Genomic DNA, 15,535 nt, shown 5'->3' with positions numbered 1-15,535 from the left:
CAGTTAGATATGAGGGTGATGTTTTTGTCTTCAGGCTGTATTTAATTGAACGCCAATTGTTTGATAAGCCATTAACGCATTTTTGTTCGGGATTTCCTTTGATCTTCCCTGGGAGAATACCTGCTTTTCTTCGGGAAAAGCAAAAGAAATCCCGAATAAGCCCCTCGTCAGATATAGTGCAGATCCTAACAAAATAGGGCATTTGTATACCAGATATCCCACCAGACTGGCATCAGACTCCCACCAAATGCCATAGCCTATGGCATTCTTATGGGATTCGGATGGGATTCCTATGGCATTCTTAAGCGGGAAATGGCTATCTGGAGGGAATCTGACTAGAGTCTGACAAGGACTCAATTACATGCTGATCAGGGGTTTACAACTCTTTGATATCATTCTGGTATAGTTTTGCACCTATACCGGTAAGTTTGGCGCGATAATATGCCTTAAAAACACCCGTGGCCGCGCGAGGTGGTAATTGTTGTTGAGGAAGAAATATGCGCCAGAATGACTTCTTATGGCGTTATAGGGTGTTCTAAAGTTGCCTATTAATTTCAGCTTTTATCCCTTTTATTGCCGGGCCGGTATTGGCTGCAAGATTGTTCCGGGCAATGCTAAGTGCTTCCCTGGCAGTACCCTCGCCAAGGTATTGGTTTTTATTTTTTGTAACAACAAAGATCTTAGCTTTTCCATGCGTGTCAGCGTAATGTTTTACGCTGGCATATTCCACGGTGTCTTTTGGTAGTACCCAATGAATATACGCTATGGGTGTTATGTTAGGTAACTCTTCTGAGTCAAATGGAAAACCTGTGCATCTGCTAAAGCATAAAGTATACAAACTTGTAAAGGGGAAAAGTTTACCTAGAATTTCGTCATTGCTGGCAAGTTGTATAAATTCCGCCAATGGTGATTTACCATCCCCTAATAAACAATTCCAGGCGTATTCAACTTCGTTATGATTGTCAAATGCTTTTGCTTTTTCATTTGGTTCTACAAAGGGGTATTTCAGAGAGAACTCCTGGGTTGAAACGTTTTCTTTTAGCCAATAGTCAATCGTCTTTGCAAGATCAGTTATGTTGCCGATATTGGCCTGTGCCAGACAAACGCCGTCTCGCCAGAAGTCGGACAGGTATAGTTTTTTTTCTGCCGCAATGTATATTTGAGAAAACTTATTGTCAGATTGAACCCTGGCGTAAATGACAGGTAATCTTCCCGAACTGTCATCAATTGCAGCCCTGCATGTTGAATTTATCTTTTCAAATTCAAGATTTAGGGCATTGGGCAATCCGCCTGCTTTTTTGATTTCAGGGTAAAACTTTCTGTAGAATCTATTTGATTGAAGCTTTTGAAAATAAGATTTCAAAACCTTCTCTTTCCAGATACGCATATAAACTCCCAAGATAAGCGTTTTTTGAATTTTCGTTTTCGAAATCAGGTTGGGCATGTTAGCCATTGCACAATGAAGGGTGAAAAGGAGATTTCCTTTGTTTATGAGCTGTGTAAGCAACCTTTTATCATATTGGCTGATGAACAGCAAATGGAACAAGTGATCATCAATGTTGTTAAAAATGGGATTGAGGCCATTGACAAAAAAGGAATGGTTACTTTTACCACCAACATTTCACAGAAACAACTTACCATTACAGATAATGGAAGAGGAATTCCTGCGGACGAGATCGATCAGCTTTTCACCCCTTTTTTCAGCACCAAAACCGATGGACAGGGAATTGGGTTGACGCTTGTAAAAGAAATTCTCATCAACCATGGCATCGATTTTAGCCTGCAATCAAATGATCAGGGACAAACCAGTTTTAACTTCGGTTTTGTGAATTAATAAGACAGCTTTTCGCCTTTCCAATCAGTTGTACGCAGGAACTGCTCCCAACTGAGGGTGTTCGGGTTTATTTGCCGGCTCCATAGCTGGTCGCGGTCTTTTTGGAAATATCCATATTCAACTGCGTAGTCTACCATCCCCAATATCTCACGTACTAAGATCTCATTTGAGCTAAACTCCGGAAAATGGTGGAGCAATTCCGGCCGGGTGAATGCAGAACTGTATTCCGCCTTCTTGCCGGTGACCTGGATGAACGTGTCAACCATTTCCTGTGGGGAGATAATGTCGCCAATTACAGGAAGGGACTTACCGGCGTACAATGCCGGGTTTGAAAAGATCTCCAGAACAGCAGGGCCAGTGGCCGTAAGCGGATCAACAAATGGGGCCCGGAAGTCTTTCGGTAAATAAATCGGAAATACAAGCGTGTCGCCTTTCATAGAAGGCGGATAGAATTCAATCAGGTTTGTGTAAAAGAAAGCCATGTAAATAAACGAGCTGGTGACCGGTAACGTACGAATATATGCTTCGATATTCGCCTTATCTGTAAAATGAGGTGCAAACATTTTTCCACCTGTGATGCTGTCCACATTTTCCAGGCTGCTGAAGATAATATGACGTACCCCGGCTGCCATGGCCGCGTCAGCCAACTGTTTACCCAACTCCAGTTCATAAGCTGCCGGCGGAACAATGCCTGGTGTTAGTAGGAAAACCCCGTCAGAGCCGCGGAATGCTTCCACAAAGGCTTTTTTATTTCCCGGTGCAAGCGATACATTCACCACCTCGACTCCCTGTTCTGCCAAACTAAGCGCCGCTGGCGAATCAACCCGACGGGTGAGCCCGCGTACCCGAAAACGCCCGCTCTGTAACAACGTATTGGCCGCACTGCGCCCTTGCTTACCCAGTACCCCAACGATAGTAATGAGTGGCTTGTCTTTTTGGACCATTTCCTCCGCGTTTAAACTAAATGCCATGTGTTCTGTTATTTAAGTGAGTTTTACAACTATGAAAAATATAGTTGCAAAGCTATTCAGTGTTAAATAGTTTTACAATAACTATCCATTTGGATAGCTTATCAAATACATTTTATGGGACTGGAATGTCAGAGTGATTTTATAAAAGTCAATAATAAATTATACCCCTGCACTGTTAGCCTCGTTATGGACCTGGTTGGCGGAAAGTGGAAAGCGGTTATTCTGTATCATTTAAAGGATACCAATAAGCGTTATGGTGAGCTTAGGAAGGAAATGCCGGGCGTTACTGAACGAACGTTGAGTTTGCAATTAAAACAATTAGAGGAAGATGGATTGATCTCAAGACAGGTGTTTGGGAAAAAGCCACCGGTTAAAGTTGTTTACAGTTTAACTGAATTTGGCAAGTCCTTCTCCCCTGTACTCCATGCCATTATTGGCTGGGGCGATCAGATCGCTGCGCAAAAGGGTGAGTTTGTAAATTCCTTATAACACCTGATTTATCCGGTTGTATATTGTAGGATCGTGTTTTTTAATTTTGATCTTTACATATTTGGATGCAGGCATATTACTCTCCTTTACTACATTATTGATAGATACCAGGACGTTCGTCTCGGGAAAATACGTGACAGCATTTCGTTCGGGTATTTGATAAGAAACAATAATGAATAATGGGGCGATCCGTTCAATGCCATCGTCATAATTGAAAAGGTCTACCCTTTCGCCGGGACTAAAACCTGCCTTTTCAATATCAACTGAGTTCATAAAGATAACACGCCGTTCATTTTTAATGCCCCTGTACCGGTCATCCAGTCCATAGATCGTAGTATTGAACTGATCATGGGTGCGGGTGGTTGCCATTAAATATTCATCTGTCGCCAGCGTATTATCAGGGATTTCGGTTAGTGTAAACGGAGCCCGGTCACCAAATGTTTTTGTTTTAAAAATGCCATCCCGTGCTGTATTGGGTAGATAGAATCCGCCTTTCTGTCTTATGCGGACATTGTAATTTTCAAAACCAGGAATGCATTTTTCAATATCATCTCTTACCGCATCATAACTATCGTGGTAGCGCTGCCAGTTAATGACAGACCTGCTGCCCAGGGTAGCGATTGCCATCCTGCAAACAATTTGTGTTTCGTTGATAAGGTGCTCAGAAACTGGTTTCAACATACCCCTTGACCATTCCACTACACCCATGGAATTCTCTGTACTTACAAATTGGTGCACCCCATTTACCAGATCTATATCACTGCGGGATAACGTTGGCAAGATCAATGACTCCTGACCATGCACCAGGTGGCTCCGGTTTAATTTTGTGGAAACATAGACTGTCAGTGAAAGTCTTCTCATTGCTTCCGCTGTATAGGTTGTGTCAGGTGTGGCGGATAAGAAATTCCCGCCCATACAAAAAAGCACTTTTAACCGGCCATCATGCATTGCCTTAATAGCATGGACAACATCATAACCGTGTTTGCGCGGCGGTTCAAAACCAAAGAAATCCTGGAGCCGGTCCAGTTGTTCGTCGGTAGGTTTTTCATCAATCAACATCGTCCGGTTTCCCTGAACATTGCTGTGTCCACGGACAGGACAAATACCTGCACCCGGTTTACCGATACTGCCTTTGAGCAGGAGCAGATTGAGGATCTCCCTGATCAATGCCACTCCATTATGTTGCTGGGTAAGCCCCATACCCCAGCAGATGATAATGCGTTTTTTGAATGCCATCATTTGGGCGGCTTCATAGATATCAGCCTCGGAGACACCGGATTGCCGGGATAGCTCCGCCAGATCATACTTTTCAAACTGGCTGAGAAATGCATTATACCCAGTTGTTTTTTCTTCAATGAAGGCATGGTCCAGCACTTCGCCGGGTGATTTTTTTTCAAAATCCAACAGCAGGAGCTCAATGGCTTTTAACAATGCCATATCACCGTTTATCTTTACTGGTAAATAAAGATCTGCCAGCTTTACACCGCTGCCTACAATACCGTTTATTTGCTGGGGGTTATGAAAACCCATCAGACCTGCTTCTGGTAAAGGGTTAATAGCAATGATTTTGGCGCCTTTCTTTTTCCCTTTCTCCAGGGCGCTCATCATTCTGGGCGCATTAGTGCCCGGATTTTGCCCAATAATCACAATAACATCGGTATCATAAAAATCTTCCAGCTTAACGGTCCCCTTGCCAATACCTATCGTTGGCAGTAAGGCAGAACCGGAAGTTTCATGACACATATTGGAGCAGTCAGGCATATTATTGGTGCCATACACTTTGGCAAAAAGCTGATAAACAAAAGAAGCCTCATTACTCGTTCTGCCCGAGGTATAAAAAGCTGCTTCATCGGGAGATGCCAACTGATTGAGGTGTACCGCAATTTTTTTAAAAGCATCTTCCCAACTGATTGGTTGGTAGTGGGTGCCACCAAGAGGCATATACATGGGTTCGGCAAGCCGGCCCATTTTACCGATTTTGTAATCATCCAGTTTTGCCAGTTCATAAACAGCATTGGCCTGAAAAAATGCGGCATTGATCTTTTTAGTCGTGGCTTCCTCTGCCAACGCTTTGGCGCCGTTCTCACAGTATTCACCTACTGGAGAACGTTCATCGTCCGGGTCAGGCCACGCGCAGCTGGGACAGTCAAACCCGTTAAACTGATTCATTTTTAAAAGGGCCCTGTTCCCCCGGAAAAAAGTTTTTTCTTCCACCAGATCACTCATAGCGGCCATCACAGCTGGCACGCCTGCGGCCCATTTACCTACCCTGGTTAGTTTGAGATCTAACAATTGATAGGGATTTTCTGCAGCAGGTTCTTTGTTGTTTGTCTGCTCAGGGGATGTATTATTAAGATTATCTTCTTGCATAGTGTTGTTTTGATTTTAGCAGGTAAGTTGCGGGATGGGATAATAGTTCTGCTGAACTTTTGGAGTGATTAATACAAAGGTAGTCTTATTCAGTAAACGGATTGATAGTACTTCTTTACAAACCGGTTGCGGGCTGTTGATATTGGGCAGATATGTATTAAACTAAAGATCAAACCGGGTGTTTTGGGGTGAGAAATGAAGAAATGATCATTAGAAAAAAAGAACACTGGTTCAGGATGTTGTTTATCTGGCAGGGCTCTGTGCTGCCAGGTCTTCTTCCCCGGCTTATCATGCTGTTTTTACTATCCCTTGTCGTGGTGTATCTGCATGGGACGATCTTTTCTTTTAAAGTACCGCTGAATCCCATGCCATTAACCCTCTTTGGCTTTGTGCTGGCGCTGTTTTTGGGTTTTCGTAATGGTGCGAGTTACGATCGTTATTGGGAAGGCCGTAAACTATGGGGCGCATTATTAAATGCCAACCGCTCACTGGTGCGACAGGCACTTACGCTGCCAGGTGGTACAGCGGATCCCGCACGTATCGAGTCTTTTGTACGACTGCTTAATGCGTTTACTTATGCTTTGAAACACCAGCTCAGGGGCTCAGACCCTACTGATGATCTAAAACAAAGACTGGATAAGGAACAGTTGGCAGAGATCAGTCGGGAAAAATATAAACCGGTCATACTGCTTAACCTGATGGCAACCTGGGTGGCCCGGCAGCGGACGGCTGGGCGGATTGATACCAACCTGCAAGCACGTTTTGATGAGAACTTCGATAAGCTCACCGATGTGGTCGGCGGATGTGAGCGAATAATTTCTACGCCTATCCCTTACAGCTACCAGGTGTTACTGCACCGCACCGTCTATGTATATTGCTTCTTACTGCCGTTTGGACTTGTAGACAGTCTTGGCTGGCTCACTCCTTTTATTGTCGTTTTTATTGCTTACACCTTTGTGGCATTTGAGGCCATTGCAGATGAGATCGAAGAACCTTTTGGGGTAGATGCTAATGATCTGGCGCTGACCCAAATGTGTCAGATGATAGAATACACAACGTTAGAGTCGGCCGGCCTGCCAACCGGTACTGTTCCAAACGATGCACTGGATGTGGTGGATTAATAATAAAAACCGGCAACAACCTGTTTGTACAGGTCATTGCCGGGCATCACAATACGGTTGAATTCATTATTTAGATTGCCATTCTACATCATCGATGTAAGCAGTCCAGGTCCCCGACCGGTTGGGTGAGTTCAATACAATAGCGTCTAACGTTAGATTGGCAGCATCTAATACCCCATTCCCCCCACTCACATTTACGCCATCCCAGGCGGTCAGATCAAAAATATAACCATGCCATTCGCCATCATTGATCACAGGCAGGGTTACCGATCCTTCTGTTCCATCGCTGTCATCTAAGTAGATCTGCACGGTAGCCCCGCTCACCGCATTGGATGTTTTCAACCATAGCTTCACAATACCGTTCTTTGAAAAGGACACGTTGCTGGCCGGCGTTCCTTCAGCCGATAACATTCGTACGCGCCAGGCCGTAGTGACCGAAGTATTATCAACCAAATTCAGCTGTAAGTGGGTATGGTCGCCATCGACATAATGCTGAGCCGTTGATGTGGTGGCAATCCCAACAGTACTTCCGCTATACGTTGGCTGGGTGGTGAAATGGCCTACGCCTTTGGAAAAGTCATCCAGCACTTTAATAGTGGGTGTGGGCGTAGCACATACGTTCAATTCTTTGGCATATAATAACGACCAGGGGTTGATCGCATTATTATATACTCCATCGGGGTACAGCGAATAATGTAGATGGATCACTCCGTTTGAAGCAGTACCTGTTTTTCCTACATATCCGATGATGTCACCAGCCTTTACTACTTTTCCATTCACCATACCTGAGGCAATGGATTTCAAATGACAGAAGAAATGATACCAGCCCGTGGATGTTTTAATGGTGACTTTGTTCCCTGAATAATCAGACCAGCCCACCAATGTGAGGGTGCCACCGACCGTAGCGGCAACTGGCGTGCCTTCTGCCGCCCAGATATCTATACCCAGGTGATCGCCGCCTACGAAATCGCTGTTTGAATAACCGCGGTTGCAGTTCCAGGATGCTTTGCTTCCGCCGTCGAGTGAATGGTCATAACCGGTGTTGTGCAACCCGCGTACTGGAAATACATCAATGGTTGCGGAGCCAGTAGTAAGCAACCTGACTGCAGTTGTATCGTCTTCGTTGTACTGTTCAGCCGGGTTCTGCTTCGATTTCTCAAACTGTTTGCTACAGGATGCCAGAAACAGTAAAAACAAGCAGGTCAATACATGAAATTTTCTCATTAAGGAAGGTTTTAGATATGAAGTAATTGTTTAGCCATGAACAAATAGTTTGCAGGCCGCCCATATGTAACCAGTAAAAACTTACATATGAACAGCATTGAAAAACGCTTATGCGTTATTCTGCACCAGGGGTATGCTTCAGGGCTATTTTTGAAACACGCGTTCGAAAATAATTGCGGGAAGTATTGTTATTGAATTAATAACAGGGGGTAGAAATAGTATACGCACTACTGTTCTATTTGCATGCCAGAAATGAAAATAGTGGATAAAAGGTTATCCACTATTTTTATGTACTACATGTAAGGATTAGTGTTAGCTTACAAAAAGGATGATACTATTTACTTGTGTAGCGTTTAAGAAGATACGGCCAATACATAACGGTGTGTTTGTATGAACGCTTTGTGTATTGCAAAAGGCCATCCTGTTGCCGTTATAGCTGCCCTTTTAGGGTTGATGTATCAATTTCGGGTATCCTGGCTCCAGGCGGTGGTTTAAAAGGTTCAGATGAAAATCAGGGCCTTTTTTATGATGTAACTGTAGATAATTATTTATATTTATCTTTAAATATAACCTTTAAACGTAAGCGGCAATGGATCGCATAGCACTCATCAACTACCTGATAGTTCAACGGAATGCCCGTCGGTATCTGGAGGTGACCGCTCATCATCATCAAAACAATTTTGTACATATCCATTGCCCATACAAGGTTGCCACATGGCCTGCCTCTTCGAATGATTTTTTTGCCAGTAACCACGAGCAGTTTGATCTTATTTTCATAGATGGAATACATACTGAAGAACAGGTGTTAACAGATATTCAGGAAGCCTTTGGGCATCTTTCGCCTAATGGAATAATTGTAATACATGACTGTATGCCCCCCGATGCATGGCATCAACGGGAGCCGGAAGCCTATAAGGTGGGGGAAAACTGGAATGGGACGGTATGGAAGGCAGTGCTGAGGGTGTTCAATGAATGTGTTTATAAATGCTCACTGATAGATACCGACTGGGGTTGTGGTGTGATAGATACGGCGCAAATGCAGGTGCCTAAACAATTACAGCTGCCTGAGAAACTCCTTTACGAACTGAATTATTCGTGGTTGCTCGAGTATAAACAAACTGTGTCTGCTTATTTATCTGAATGGGTAAGCGTTTTTTACCATCTGGCTTGTATGGGAAACTGGCAGGAGGTGTTTAAAGAGCAACTGTTACAACTTCGGCAACATAACTTTCGAAAAATTATGCTAACAATACTTGGCACCGCGCAGGATGTACAAGTTGTAGATACGATCTGTTATGAATTACAAATGGACATCCAGATACTTTTTAGCGCAACTGAGTTTACTCACTTTGAAAAACCTGCCCTGTACGCAATTGAGGAGTACGCTAAAAAGAATGAGGGTTTTGTATTATACCTGCATAGCAAAGGAGTTAGTAATCCGGCTGACGGAACCAAGATAAAATGGAGAAGACTGATGATGAGGGAACTGGTGCAAAACCGTGAGTATTGTTTGTCACAGCTGCCAAAATATGATGTGGTTGGTGTGAACTGGCGTGAACAATATCCTACTTCTCACTTTTGTGGTAATTTTTGGTATGCCTCTACCAAATATCTGCGTAAGTTGGCGGATTTCAAAAACTATTATGATCATCCACGCTATCAAATCTGGGATGCCGTGGACAGTAAGCGGCTGGGTTGTGAATTCTGGATCAGTTCAGGCAAGGAACAGCCGCGCGTGCTTTCCCTGTATTGTAGAAATGTTGACTTTTGTAATGCAAACTATTGGAGTAATAAGTAGGCGTACATGAATGCCGGATTGGAAAAATAAAGCCCTTCAATTATGACACTATTAATTTACAGGGATGGTTTAATCGGGGATTTTCTTGGTGTTATACCTATAATGATTGAGTTGGCCAGGCAGGACACACTTCAGGTTTGTATTCATCCGGAAGCGGAGCTCATTTTCCAGTTAATACCTCAAAAATACAATATAAAATTACAGGAGATGGGATCAGGGTTCGACAGGGTTTTAGAACTGGACATAAATAAAGCGTTCGAGCTATCGCATCGTCACAATTACCACATGACACAATCCTATTATGCCTGTTTGGGTTTACCTGTGCCTGAAAAACCTCCAGTAGCTGAACTTGAATATGAATTAATGGAAACCCCTGGTTATGATTATATTTTGGCTCCTTTTTCCCGGTCGCTGCCTCCGCAGGAACGCTGGCCACGGGAACAATGGCAGCGATTAACAGACCTGATGCCTGATAAGTCGTTTTGTATTATAGGTCATGAGAGAGATGAGAGAGATTTTGTAACTGGAAGTAATATTTCTCAAATGTATAATGAACCACTTGTAAGAGTCATCAACACGTTGAGAAATTCGGGGAAAGGTTTGATCAGCGTGGTATCAGGGCCTTCACACCTGGCGTTTCATCTCGGCGTAAAGAATTATTTACTTACCAATCAAACCATGACGTGGGGTAATAATCCGGAAGCCATTCAAATATCAGATCATATCCCGGACTTAAAAGCAGAGCGGGTGACAGGGATCTTACATGGCAATTCATAAAGACCTATCTCTTCTGCAGCAAGATCAAACTATCCACCAGGCCCGTTCTTTGGTATTCACCTGTTCTTATAAGCTCATTTACGAAAGTCTGCACTCCGGGAAAATAACTGGCATAGTCGTGAAAAGCCACATATCCGCCCGGCACTATCCACTCAGCAAAATGCCGGAAGTCCGTTGATACATTCAGATAATCATGAAGACCATCTATAAAAAACAGTGAAACCGGTTGGTCCCATTTCAGGTTATATGATCTGTCTTGAATAATTTCAACTACATCACATACGGCTGCATTTACAAGATTTCTTTTGAAAGGTTCAAAAGATGGTGGAAATGTTTGCAGGCCCTGATCTACCGCACCAAGCCTGCCATCATGTGTATCAATGGCGTACACTTTTGCCTGCGCTGCGCAAGCTTTAATTATACTGCCGAACAGCACCGTTGTTTTGCCATGGTAACTTCCAATTTCCGCTATCACCTGCGGCCCCGGTAAATGTCTGCAAACGTGCAAGGTGACGGAAATAAGCAGTTCCGCTTCGCGGTCGCTTAGCCAGCCTTCTATTTTTCGGATTCTATTTATTAAGGACGTGTGCTGTGACTCGCCCGGTAAAAGATAGTCTGACGATTCAACACCGGTATTACAGGAATACTGTTGCCCATGCTCGCGTAATAGAATTCTTAGTGTATCGTCATATTTACGTGGAACCGGATGGATCCAGAATGCATCCGGCTTGTTTAATGCTTCATTCACTTCATTCATAGAATAGGCTTTCCGGAACCGAACATAATCATAGCGGCATGGGTTTAAAGCAATTTCATAGCCCAGGAGCCTGACAAGCGTTGGTAAGATCACCTCTTCGCTGGCCCATATTTTTGATTGCGCTATTATGTCCCGTAACTGCTCGCTTTCACGAAAAATTTTTACGAGGTCTCGTACTGCAGGCTGGGTAAAAACAGTAGCCGGCCAAAAAGTCCAGTGAACAAACTTATCTTCCCCATCAGGAAAATTGGCTAAAAAGGGTTTCCAAAGGTTTAACTCCTTAAAAGCCTGAAGCGCTACAAAATTTGTCTTATTGTCTGCGGTTATTTTTTCCGGTGCACTGGAAAGCATTCCAATGTTTGATCGGGAGGCGAAGAAGGCGGTTAAATAAACTGAATATCCTTTCCGGATGGCCAACTGATCTGAGTCAACAATTGTAATAGTATCAAACGAATAGTGCTCCAGGGCGAATTGCATGGTCCGCAGTGCAAATTCATGTAAATAGCCATGTTTTACCGGAATGGGATCGGGTACAAGCGCAGCCCGGAATTGATCAAAACAAAAGCGATTTGAGATCAGGCGCCGGTCCTGGCTGCCATTGTAGAGTAAAATGACTGAGGATGGATCGTGATAATGCAGGTTACGTACAAGGTCAATAATACAATCTTCATTTTCGTGTACCAGACAAGCGTATATGTTTTGTATTTGTTTAGGCGATTGTTTTTGGGAAGTGTGCTGAGCAACGCCTGTAAATGTGCCATTCTGCCTGGTTGAATTGGCAGGTTCTTTAGCATGGTACAGGTCCCAGTCTTTACACATGATCTCCTGAATGTGCTCTACAGGATGCTTATGCCACCATGCGCCATCCGTTTTTTTAGGACTTACATTGTAGTCATGGATCATGTGCACAGAGAAGGAATGGTCCGTCAGCACACTGATCCTTTCCGGTGGGGTTGCCCAAACAAATAAGCCATCCATGCCCACATCTATATCTGCAAATTGATTTTTGCACCATAACTTCTTTTTATAGCACAATGAACTGCCAAGCAACCATACCCGCTGGTTGGAAGGATAGATGTATTTAAAGGCTTTTTTATTTCGCAGATCATAATATAATAAATTGTTGATGCCGCACAGATCTGTTCTTTCATTATCAAGTACGTCCTTCTGGTAATGGATGCGCCAGGGAGCGTACCAGTCGTCATCATCCCAATGCACAATGATCTCTCCTTTTGCACTGCTACAGGCCATGTTCAATTTGGCCCCCAGCGTTATTTTTTTATCCAGATAAATATACCTGATCAGTGGGTTGTCGGGTATTAAATCCTGAACAGTATCAGTTCCATCATCTATAACTATTAATTCTTTATTTGGATACTCCTGGCGAAGAAAATAGCGAATTGCATGTGGAATGAATTCCCGGCGGTTGTAGGTGGGCATGATACAGGAGATCAATGGTTCAGTGCCTGATACCATAGCAGTTGATTTGGCTTATAAAACTTGTATATTAACTAAGTTAAAGTTTGGATTAACGCCCATGGGTTTGCCGAAAGAAGTTTGAATAACGGTATTGTCATTGACAGCTACATTGCCCATCAATGTGACTTGTATGCCTAAAAAAGCAATCGTGTTCTTTATCACGGGTTCAATGAAGTGATTGTTGACACCAGTAAGCACATGAGCGACAAAACTGTTGTTGACTCCTTTGAAGACATTTTCGGAAACAATAAGTGATTTATAAGATAGTTTTTCGGCACTTTTCAAAATGCCGAAAGCATTGGTCAGCACATTATCAATGCTATTTCCATGAATATGCAACGATCCGGTATGTGTTAACTTGTTTTCAGTGAGCATCTTGATTATTTCTCTCTCTTCCTCTGTAGCCCAAACATAATCAGGGGTGTATTGAAGTATGACTGCTCCGTTTATCGTATTATTAATGATGCTTCCATTTACCCCGTTGGTTAATGCGAGCGCAATCCGGGCAGTAATGGTATTGGCATTCCAGTATAAGTGGGTATCTGTTCCTTTTTCCTTTGTTGACAGGATCAGCACAAAAGGCGTTTTCTCGTTGTCGTCATTTGCTCTTATAAATGTGCAGTTATTGCCATCTACTTCATTTGCCATTAAGATAATATGCGCATTTTTTGCGGCTGCCTGAAAACCAATATTGCCAAGCGTGATCTTTTCGGCATCCAATCTGAATTCCGACTTCAATACTATAGTGGCGCCGCAACCTGTTATTTTTATTGTTTTTCTTTGCGCTCTGATCCCATCTGTAGGATGTTCACCTGGTAAAAGACAAATACAAATGTCTTCCTCCTGCACATTTTTAAATGCCTCTTCCAGTAACTCAAACTGCCCTCCTCTTCCAACTGTTACCGAACAGCCCCTTCTTGTTGTATTACTTCGTTTGCACAAAGAGGTGATGGCTTCCGCTACAGTGCCATGTGGTTCATTTCCCCAGTTTTGGCAACTGGTGTCATCGTATAAGATCTTGCTGGCAAGGCTAAGATTTGCTGTAAAAATCACAGGCAAGTGAACGGGTGCATTACTTGCGTTATGCAGGGTAGCTGTTACTCTTTGGGCGCCTGACGAGCCTAATGCCCAGGTGCATGCGGCTATCCCGTCCTCATTTGTAGTGACTAGTTTTACTAATGATGCCGTTGCCCCGGTTTCGTCGGGTGAAGGCCATAAGCTACCGCCCCCTGTTTCAATTTTAAATTCAATGGTAGCTCCTTTTACCGGCCACTGTCCATTGGTAACCCCAACCTTTAGTGGATTAGGTAATTTAAATCCAGGCATTGCTTCCTGCCCATCACCACTAACATAAAACAGGCTGGTCAATTCTGTAATGGGCGGGAATATTTTTCGACAATCGGATTCGACAGTAAAATGAATACCATCAAATTTCAAGATGGCCAGTTTGCAATAGTGATGTTGTATGCCTTGCGGCAACTGAAATATGCGGGTGTTCGTTGACTGGTCTATCGGCCAATCAATGTCGCCAATAAAGGTACGGGCGGGGATATTCCAGAAATCTCCGGTTTTATAGGTGCCGGCACTAAATTGAACCTGAACACCGTCTTCAAGATTTATCCAGGCAGCGGAATTAAGTGATAGTTCGCCTGCTGAGTCCCAGCGCCGGATTTTTGGATTAGCGGGAAAGTTATGGATATCAACAGAAGTTGCGGTAGGATTGTCGGGATCTTTAATAGTAGAAGCATCAATAGTCAATACCTGACCTTCTGCTTTGATAAGCCTTACCAGAATTCCCGGTTTTCCCAGCAGTTCATGGGTATCATCTGTCAATTCGATCCATTGCCCACCGGCAAAGCCCAGTATTTCATCTGGTCCGATGTTGCTTACTATTAAATTGTTTTTGTCATTGACATCCTGATCTTCCCACTTTGTTATAACAGAGCCATTATCCCGGGACCATTTGCAGGTTGCGTTATTTCTATCCCCTGCCCTATGGATCTCCACCCTGTACAATTGATTCTCCAGGCCGGTGTAACCACCGGTTGAAATAAAATTACAGGGATTTTGCGACGGGACATTTTCTTCTGCCTGCGCACTTAACTTTCCTGTTCCTGATGCGATCGCTGTATTCCACACTGGCAAATCCTGCATACAATTTGTAACCAGCGTATTATTTCCCAAACGCAGGAGTTTTACCTGCCAAATGGTCTTTTTTCTTGTTGTTGTATCAGGTCCACCCAAAGCCACTTCACGAATCTGTGGATCTTCCAGGGAAGTGATCTCGCGTGCCCATACATCCAGATAAGCTAAATAGGTTCCTGTAGCATGAACTGGTAACGTTGCGGGCAGATCAATTTGCTCAGTAAATAAAATTGGATGTTCATTTTCGCACAAGATGCCATCAACATAATAGTGACCTGCAGTGATATAAAAATTCCCTGCACCCTCAGGTGGTGAACCGATAAAAGGCGACGCTACAAATGGTTCAACCTTAAATCCTGCATTGTGCATAGGCGCACCAGAATTTCCAATGATATCTGCAGTTCCGGTCTCCCTGCGATAGGTTTCAATTTCTGCCTGTTCATTCCAGTCGGCATCCAGTTGTACTCTGCCTTGCTGCATGAGCACACTGCTATAATGCTTTTCTGCATTAAAGGTTCTACGTGAGTAATCGCCAGCCATTTTTAATTTCTCCTGTTATTGAGTTTTTAT

11 protein-coding genes are annotated in these 15,535 nt (G+C 43.5%); 5 read left to right on the top strand and 6 right to left on the bottom strand.

Annotated features, from left to right (window positions below; translation table 11 throughout):
• Nucleotides 1-535 precede the first annotated feature (535 nt).
• Nucleotides 536-1,444: a DUF6193 family natural product biosynthesis protein gene (locus J7I42_RS34855; RefSeq protein ID WP_209145153.1), complete on the bottom strand. Its 909-nt coding sequence runs from the start codon at nucleotides 1,442-1,444 to the stop codon at nucleotides 536-538.
• Between the two features lie 15 nt (nucleotides 1,445-1,459).
• Here J7I42_RS34855 and J7I42_RS34850 point away from each other — a divergent pair, with 15 nt between their 5' ends.
• On the top strand, nucleotides 1,460-1,834 hold the full coding sequence (locus J7I42_RS34850) for an ATP-binding protein (protein ID WP_209145151.1): 375 nt from the start codon (nucleotides 1,460-1,462) through the stop codon (nucleotides 1,832-1,834).
• On the opposite strand, the gene J7I42_RS34845 is transcribed toward J7I42_RS34850, so the two are convergent.
• A complete protein-coding gene (locus J7I42_RS34845; protein WP_209145149.1) occupies nucleotides 1,831-2,805 on the bottom strand; it encodes an NmrA/HSCARG family protein in 975 nt (324 codons plus the stop codon). The genes J7I42_RS34850 and J7I42_RS34845 overlap by 4 nt on opposite strands.
• A gap of 114 nt (nucleotides 2,806-2,919) precedes the next feature.
• Between J7I42_RS34845 and J7I42_RS34840 the strand changes: the two genes are divergently transcribed.
• Nucleotides 2,920-3,294 carry a winged helix-turn-helix transcriptional regulator gene (locus tag J7I42_RS34840; RefSeq protein ID WP_236065642.1) on the top strand — a complete coding sequence of 125 codons (375 nt, stop codon included), beginning with the start codon at nucleotides 2,920-2,922 and terminating at the stop codon, nucleotides 3,292-3,294.
• Here J7I42_RS34840 and J7I42_RS34835 read toward each other — a convergent pair.
• Complete coding sequence (locus tag J7I42_RS34835; RefSeq protein ID WP_209145147.1) at nucleotides 3,289-5,664, bottom strand: FdhF/YdeP family oxidoreductase; 2,376 nt, start codon at nucleotides 5,662-5,664, stop codon at nucleotides 3,289-3,291. The two genes, J7I42_RS34840 and J7I42_RS34835, sit on opposite strands and share 6 nt — an antisense overlap.
• Nucleotides 5,665-5,867: 203 nt before the next feature.
• On the opposite strand from J7I42_RS34835, the gene J7I42_RS34830 reads away from it, so the two are divergent.
• Entirely contained in the window at nucleotides 5,868-6,785 is a 918-nt protein-coding gene (locus J7I42_RS34830; protein ID WP_209145145.1) for a bestrophin family protein, read from the top strand.
• A 66-nt stretch (nucleotides 6,786-6,851) separates the two neighbouring features.
• On the opposite strand, the gene J7I42_RS34825 is transcribed toward J7I42_RS34830, so the two are convergent.
• The gene (locus J7I42_RS34825; protein WP_209145143.1) at nucleotides 6,852-8,009 is read right to left on the bottom strand and encodes a M23 family metallopeptidase; all 1,158 of its coding nucleotides are present in this window, start codon (nucleotides 8,007-8,009) and stop codon (nucleotides 6,852-6,854) included.
• A 589-nt stretch (nucleotides 8,010-8,598) separates the two neighbouring features.
• On the opposite strand from J7I42_RS34825, the gene J7I42_RS34820 reads away from it, so the two are divergent.
• Together J7I42_RS34820 and J7I42_RS34815 are read left to right on the top strand one after the other, a co-directional pair.
• The gene (locus J7I42_RS34820; RefSeq protein ID WP_209145141.1) at nucleotides 8,599-9,807 is read left to right on the top strand and encodes a class I SAM-dependent methyltransferase; all 1,209 of its coding nucleotides are present in this window, start codon (nucleotides 8,599-8,601) and stop codon (nucleotides 9,805-9,807) included.
• A gap of 42 nt (nucleotides 9,808-9,849) precedes the next feature.
• A complete protein-coding gene (locus J7I42_RS34815; RefSeq protein ID WP_209145139.1) occupies nucleotides 9,850-10,584 on the top strand; it encodes a glycosyltransferase family 9 protein in 735 nt (244 codons plus the stop codon).
• A gap of 4 nt (nucleotides 10,585-10,588) precedes the next feature.
• Here the strand turns inward: J7I42_RS34815 and J7I42_RS34810 are convergent, their stop codons facing one another.
• Both J7I42_RS34810 and J7I42_RS34805 read right to left on the bottom strand, forming a co-directional pair.
• Nucleotides 10,589-12,817, bottom strand: a complete 2,229-nt coding sequence (locus J7I42_RS34810) for a glycosyltransferase (RefSeq protein ID WP_209145137.1) — start codon at nucleotides 12,815-12,817, stop codon at nucleotides 10,589-10,591.
• A 15-nt stretch (nucleotides 12,818-12,832) separates the two neighbouring features.
• Nucleotides 12,833-15,505 (bottom strand): DUF6519 domain-containing protein, encoded by a 2,673-nt coding sequence (locus J7I42_RS34805; protein ID WP_262898174.1) that lies wholly within the window; start codon nucleotides 15,503-15,505, stop codon nucleotides 12,833-12,835.
• Nucleotides 15,506-15,535: the final 30 nt, after the last annotated feature.

The organism is Niastella soli, from assembly GCF_017742245.1.
GTDB lineage: Bacteria > Bacteroidota > Bacteroidia > Chitinophagales > Chitinophagaceae > Niastella > Niastella soli.
This window is presented reverse-complemented; position numbering and strand designations above follow the sequence as displayed.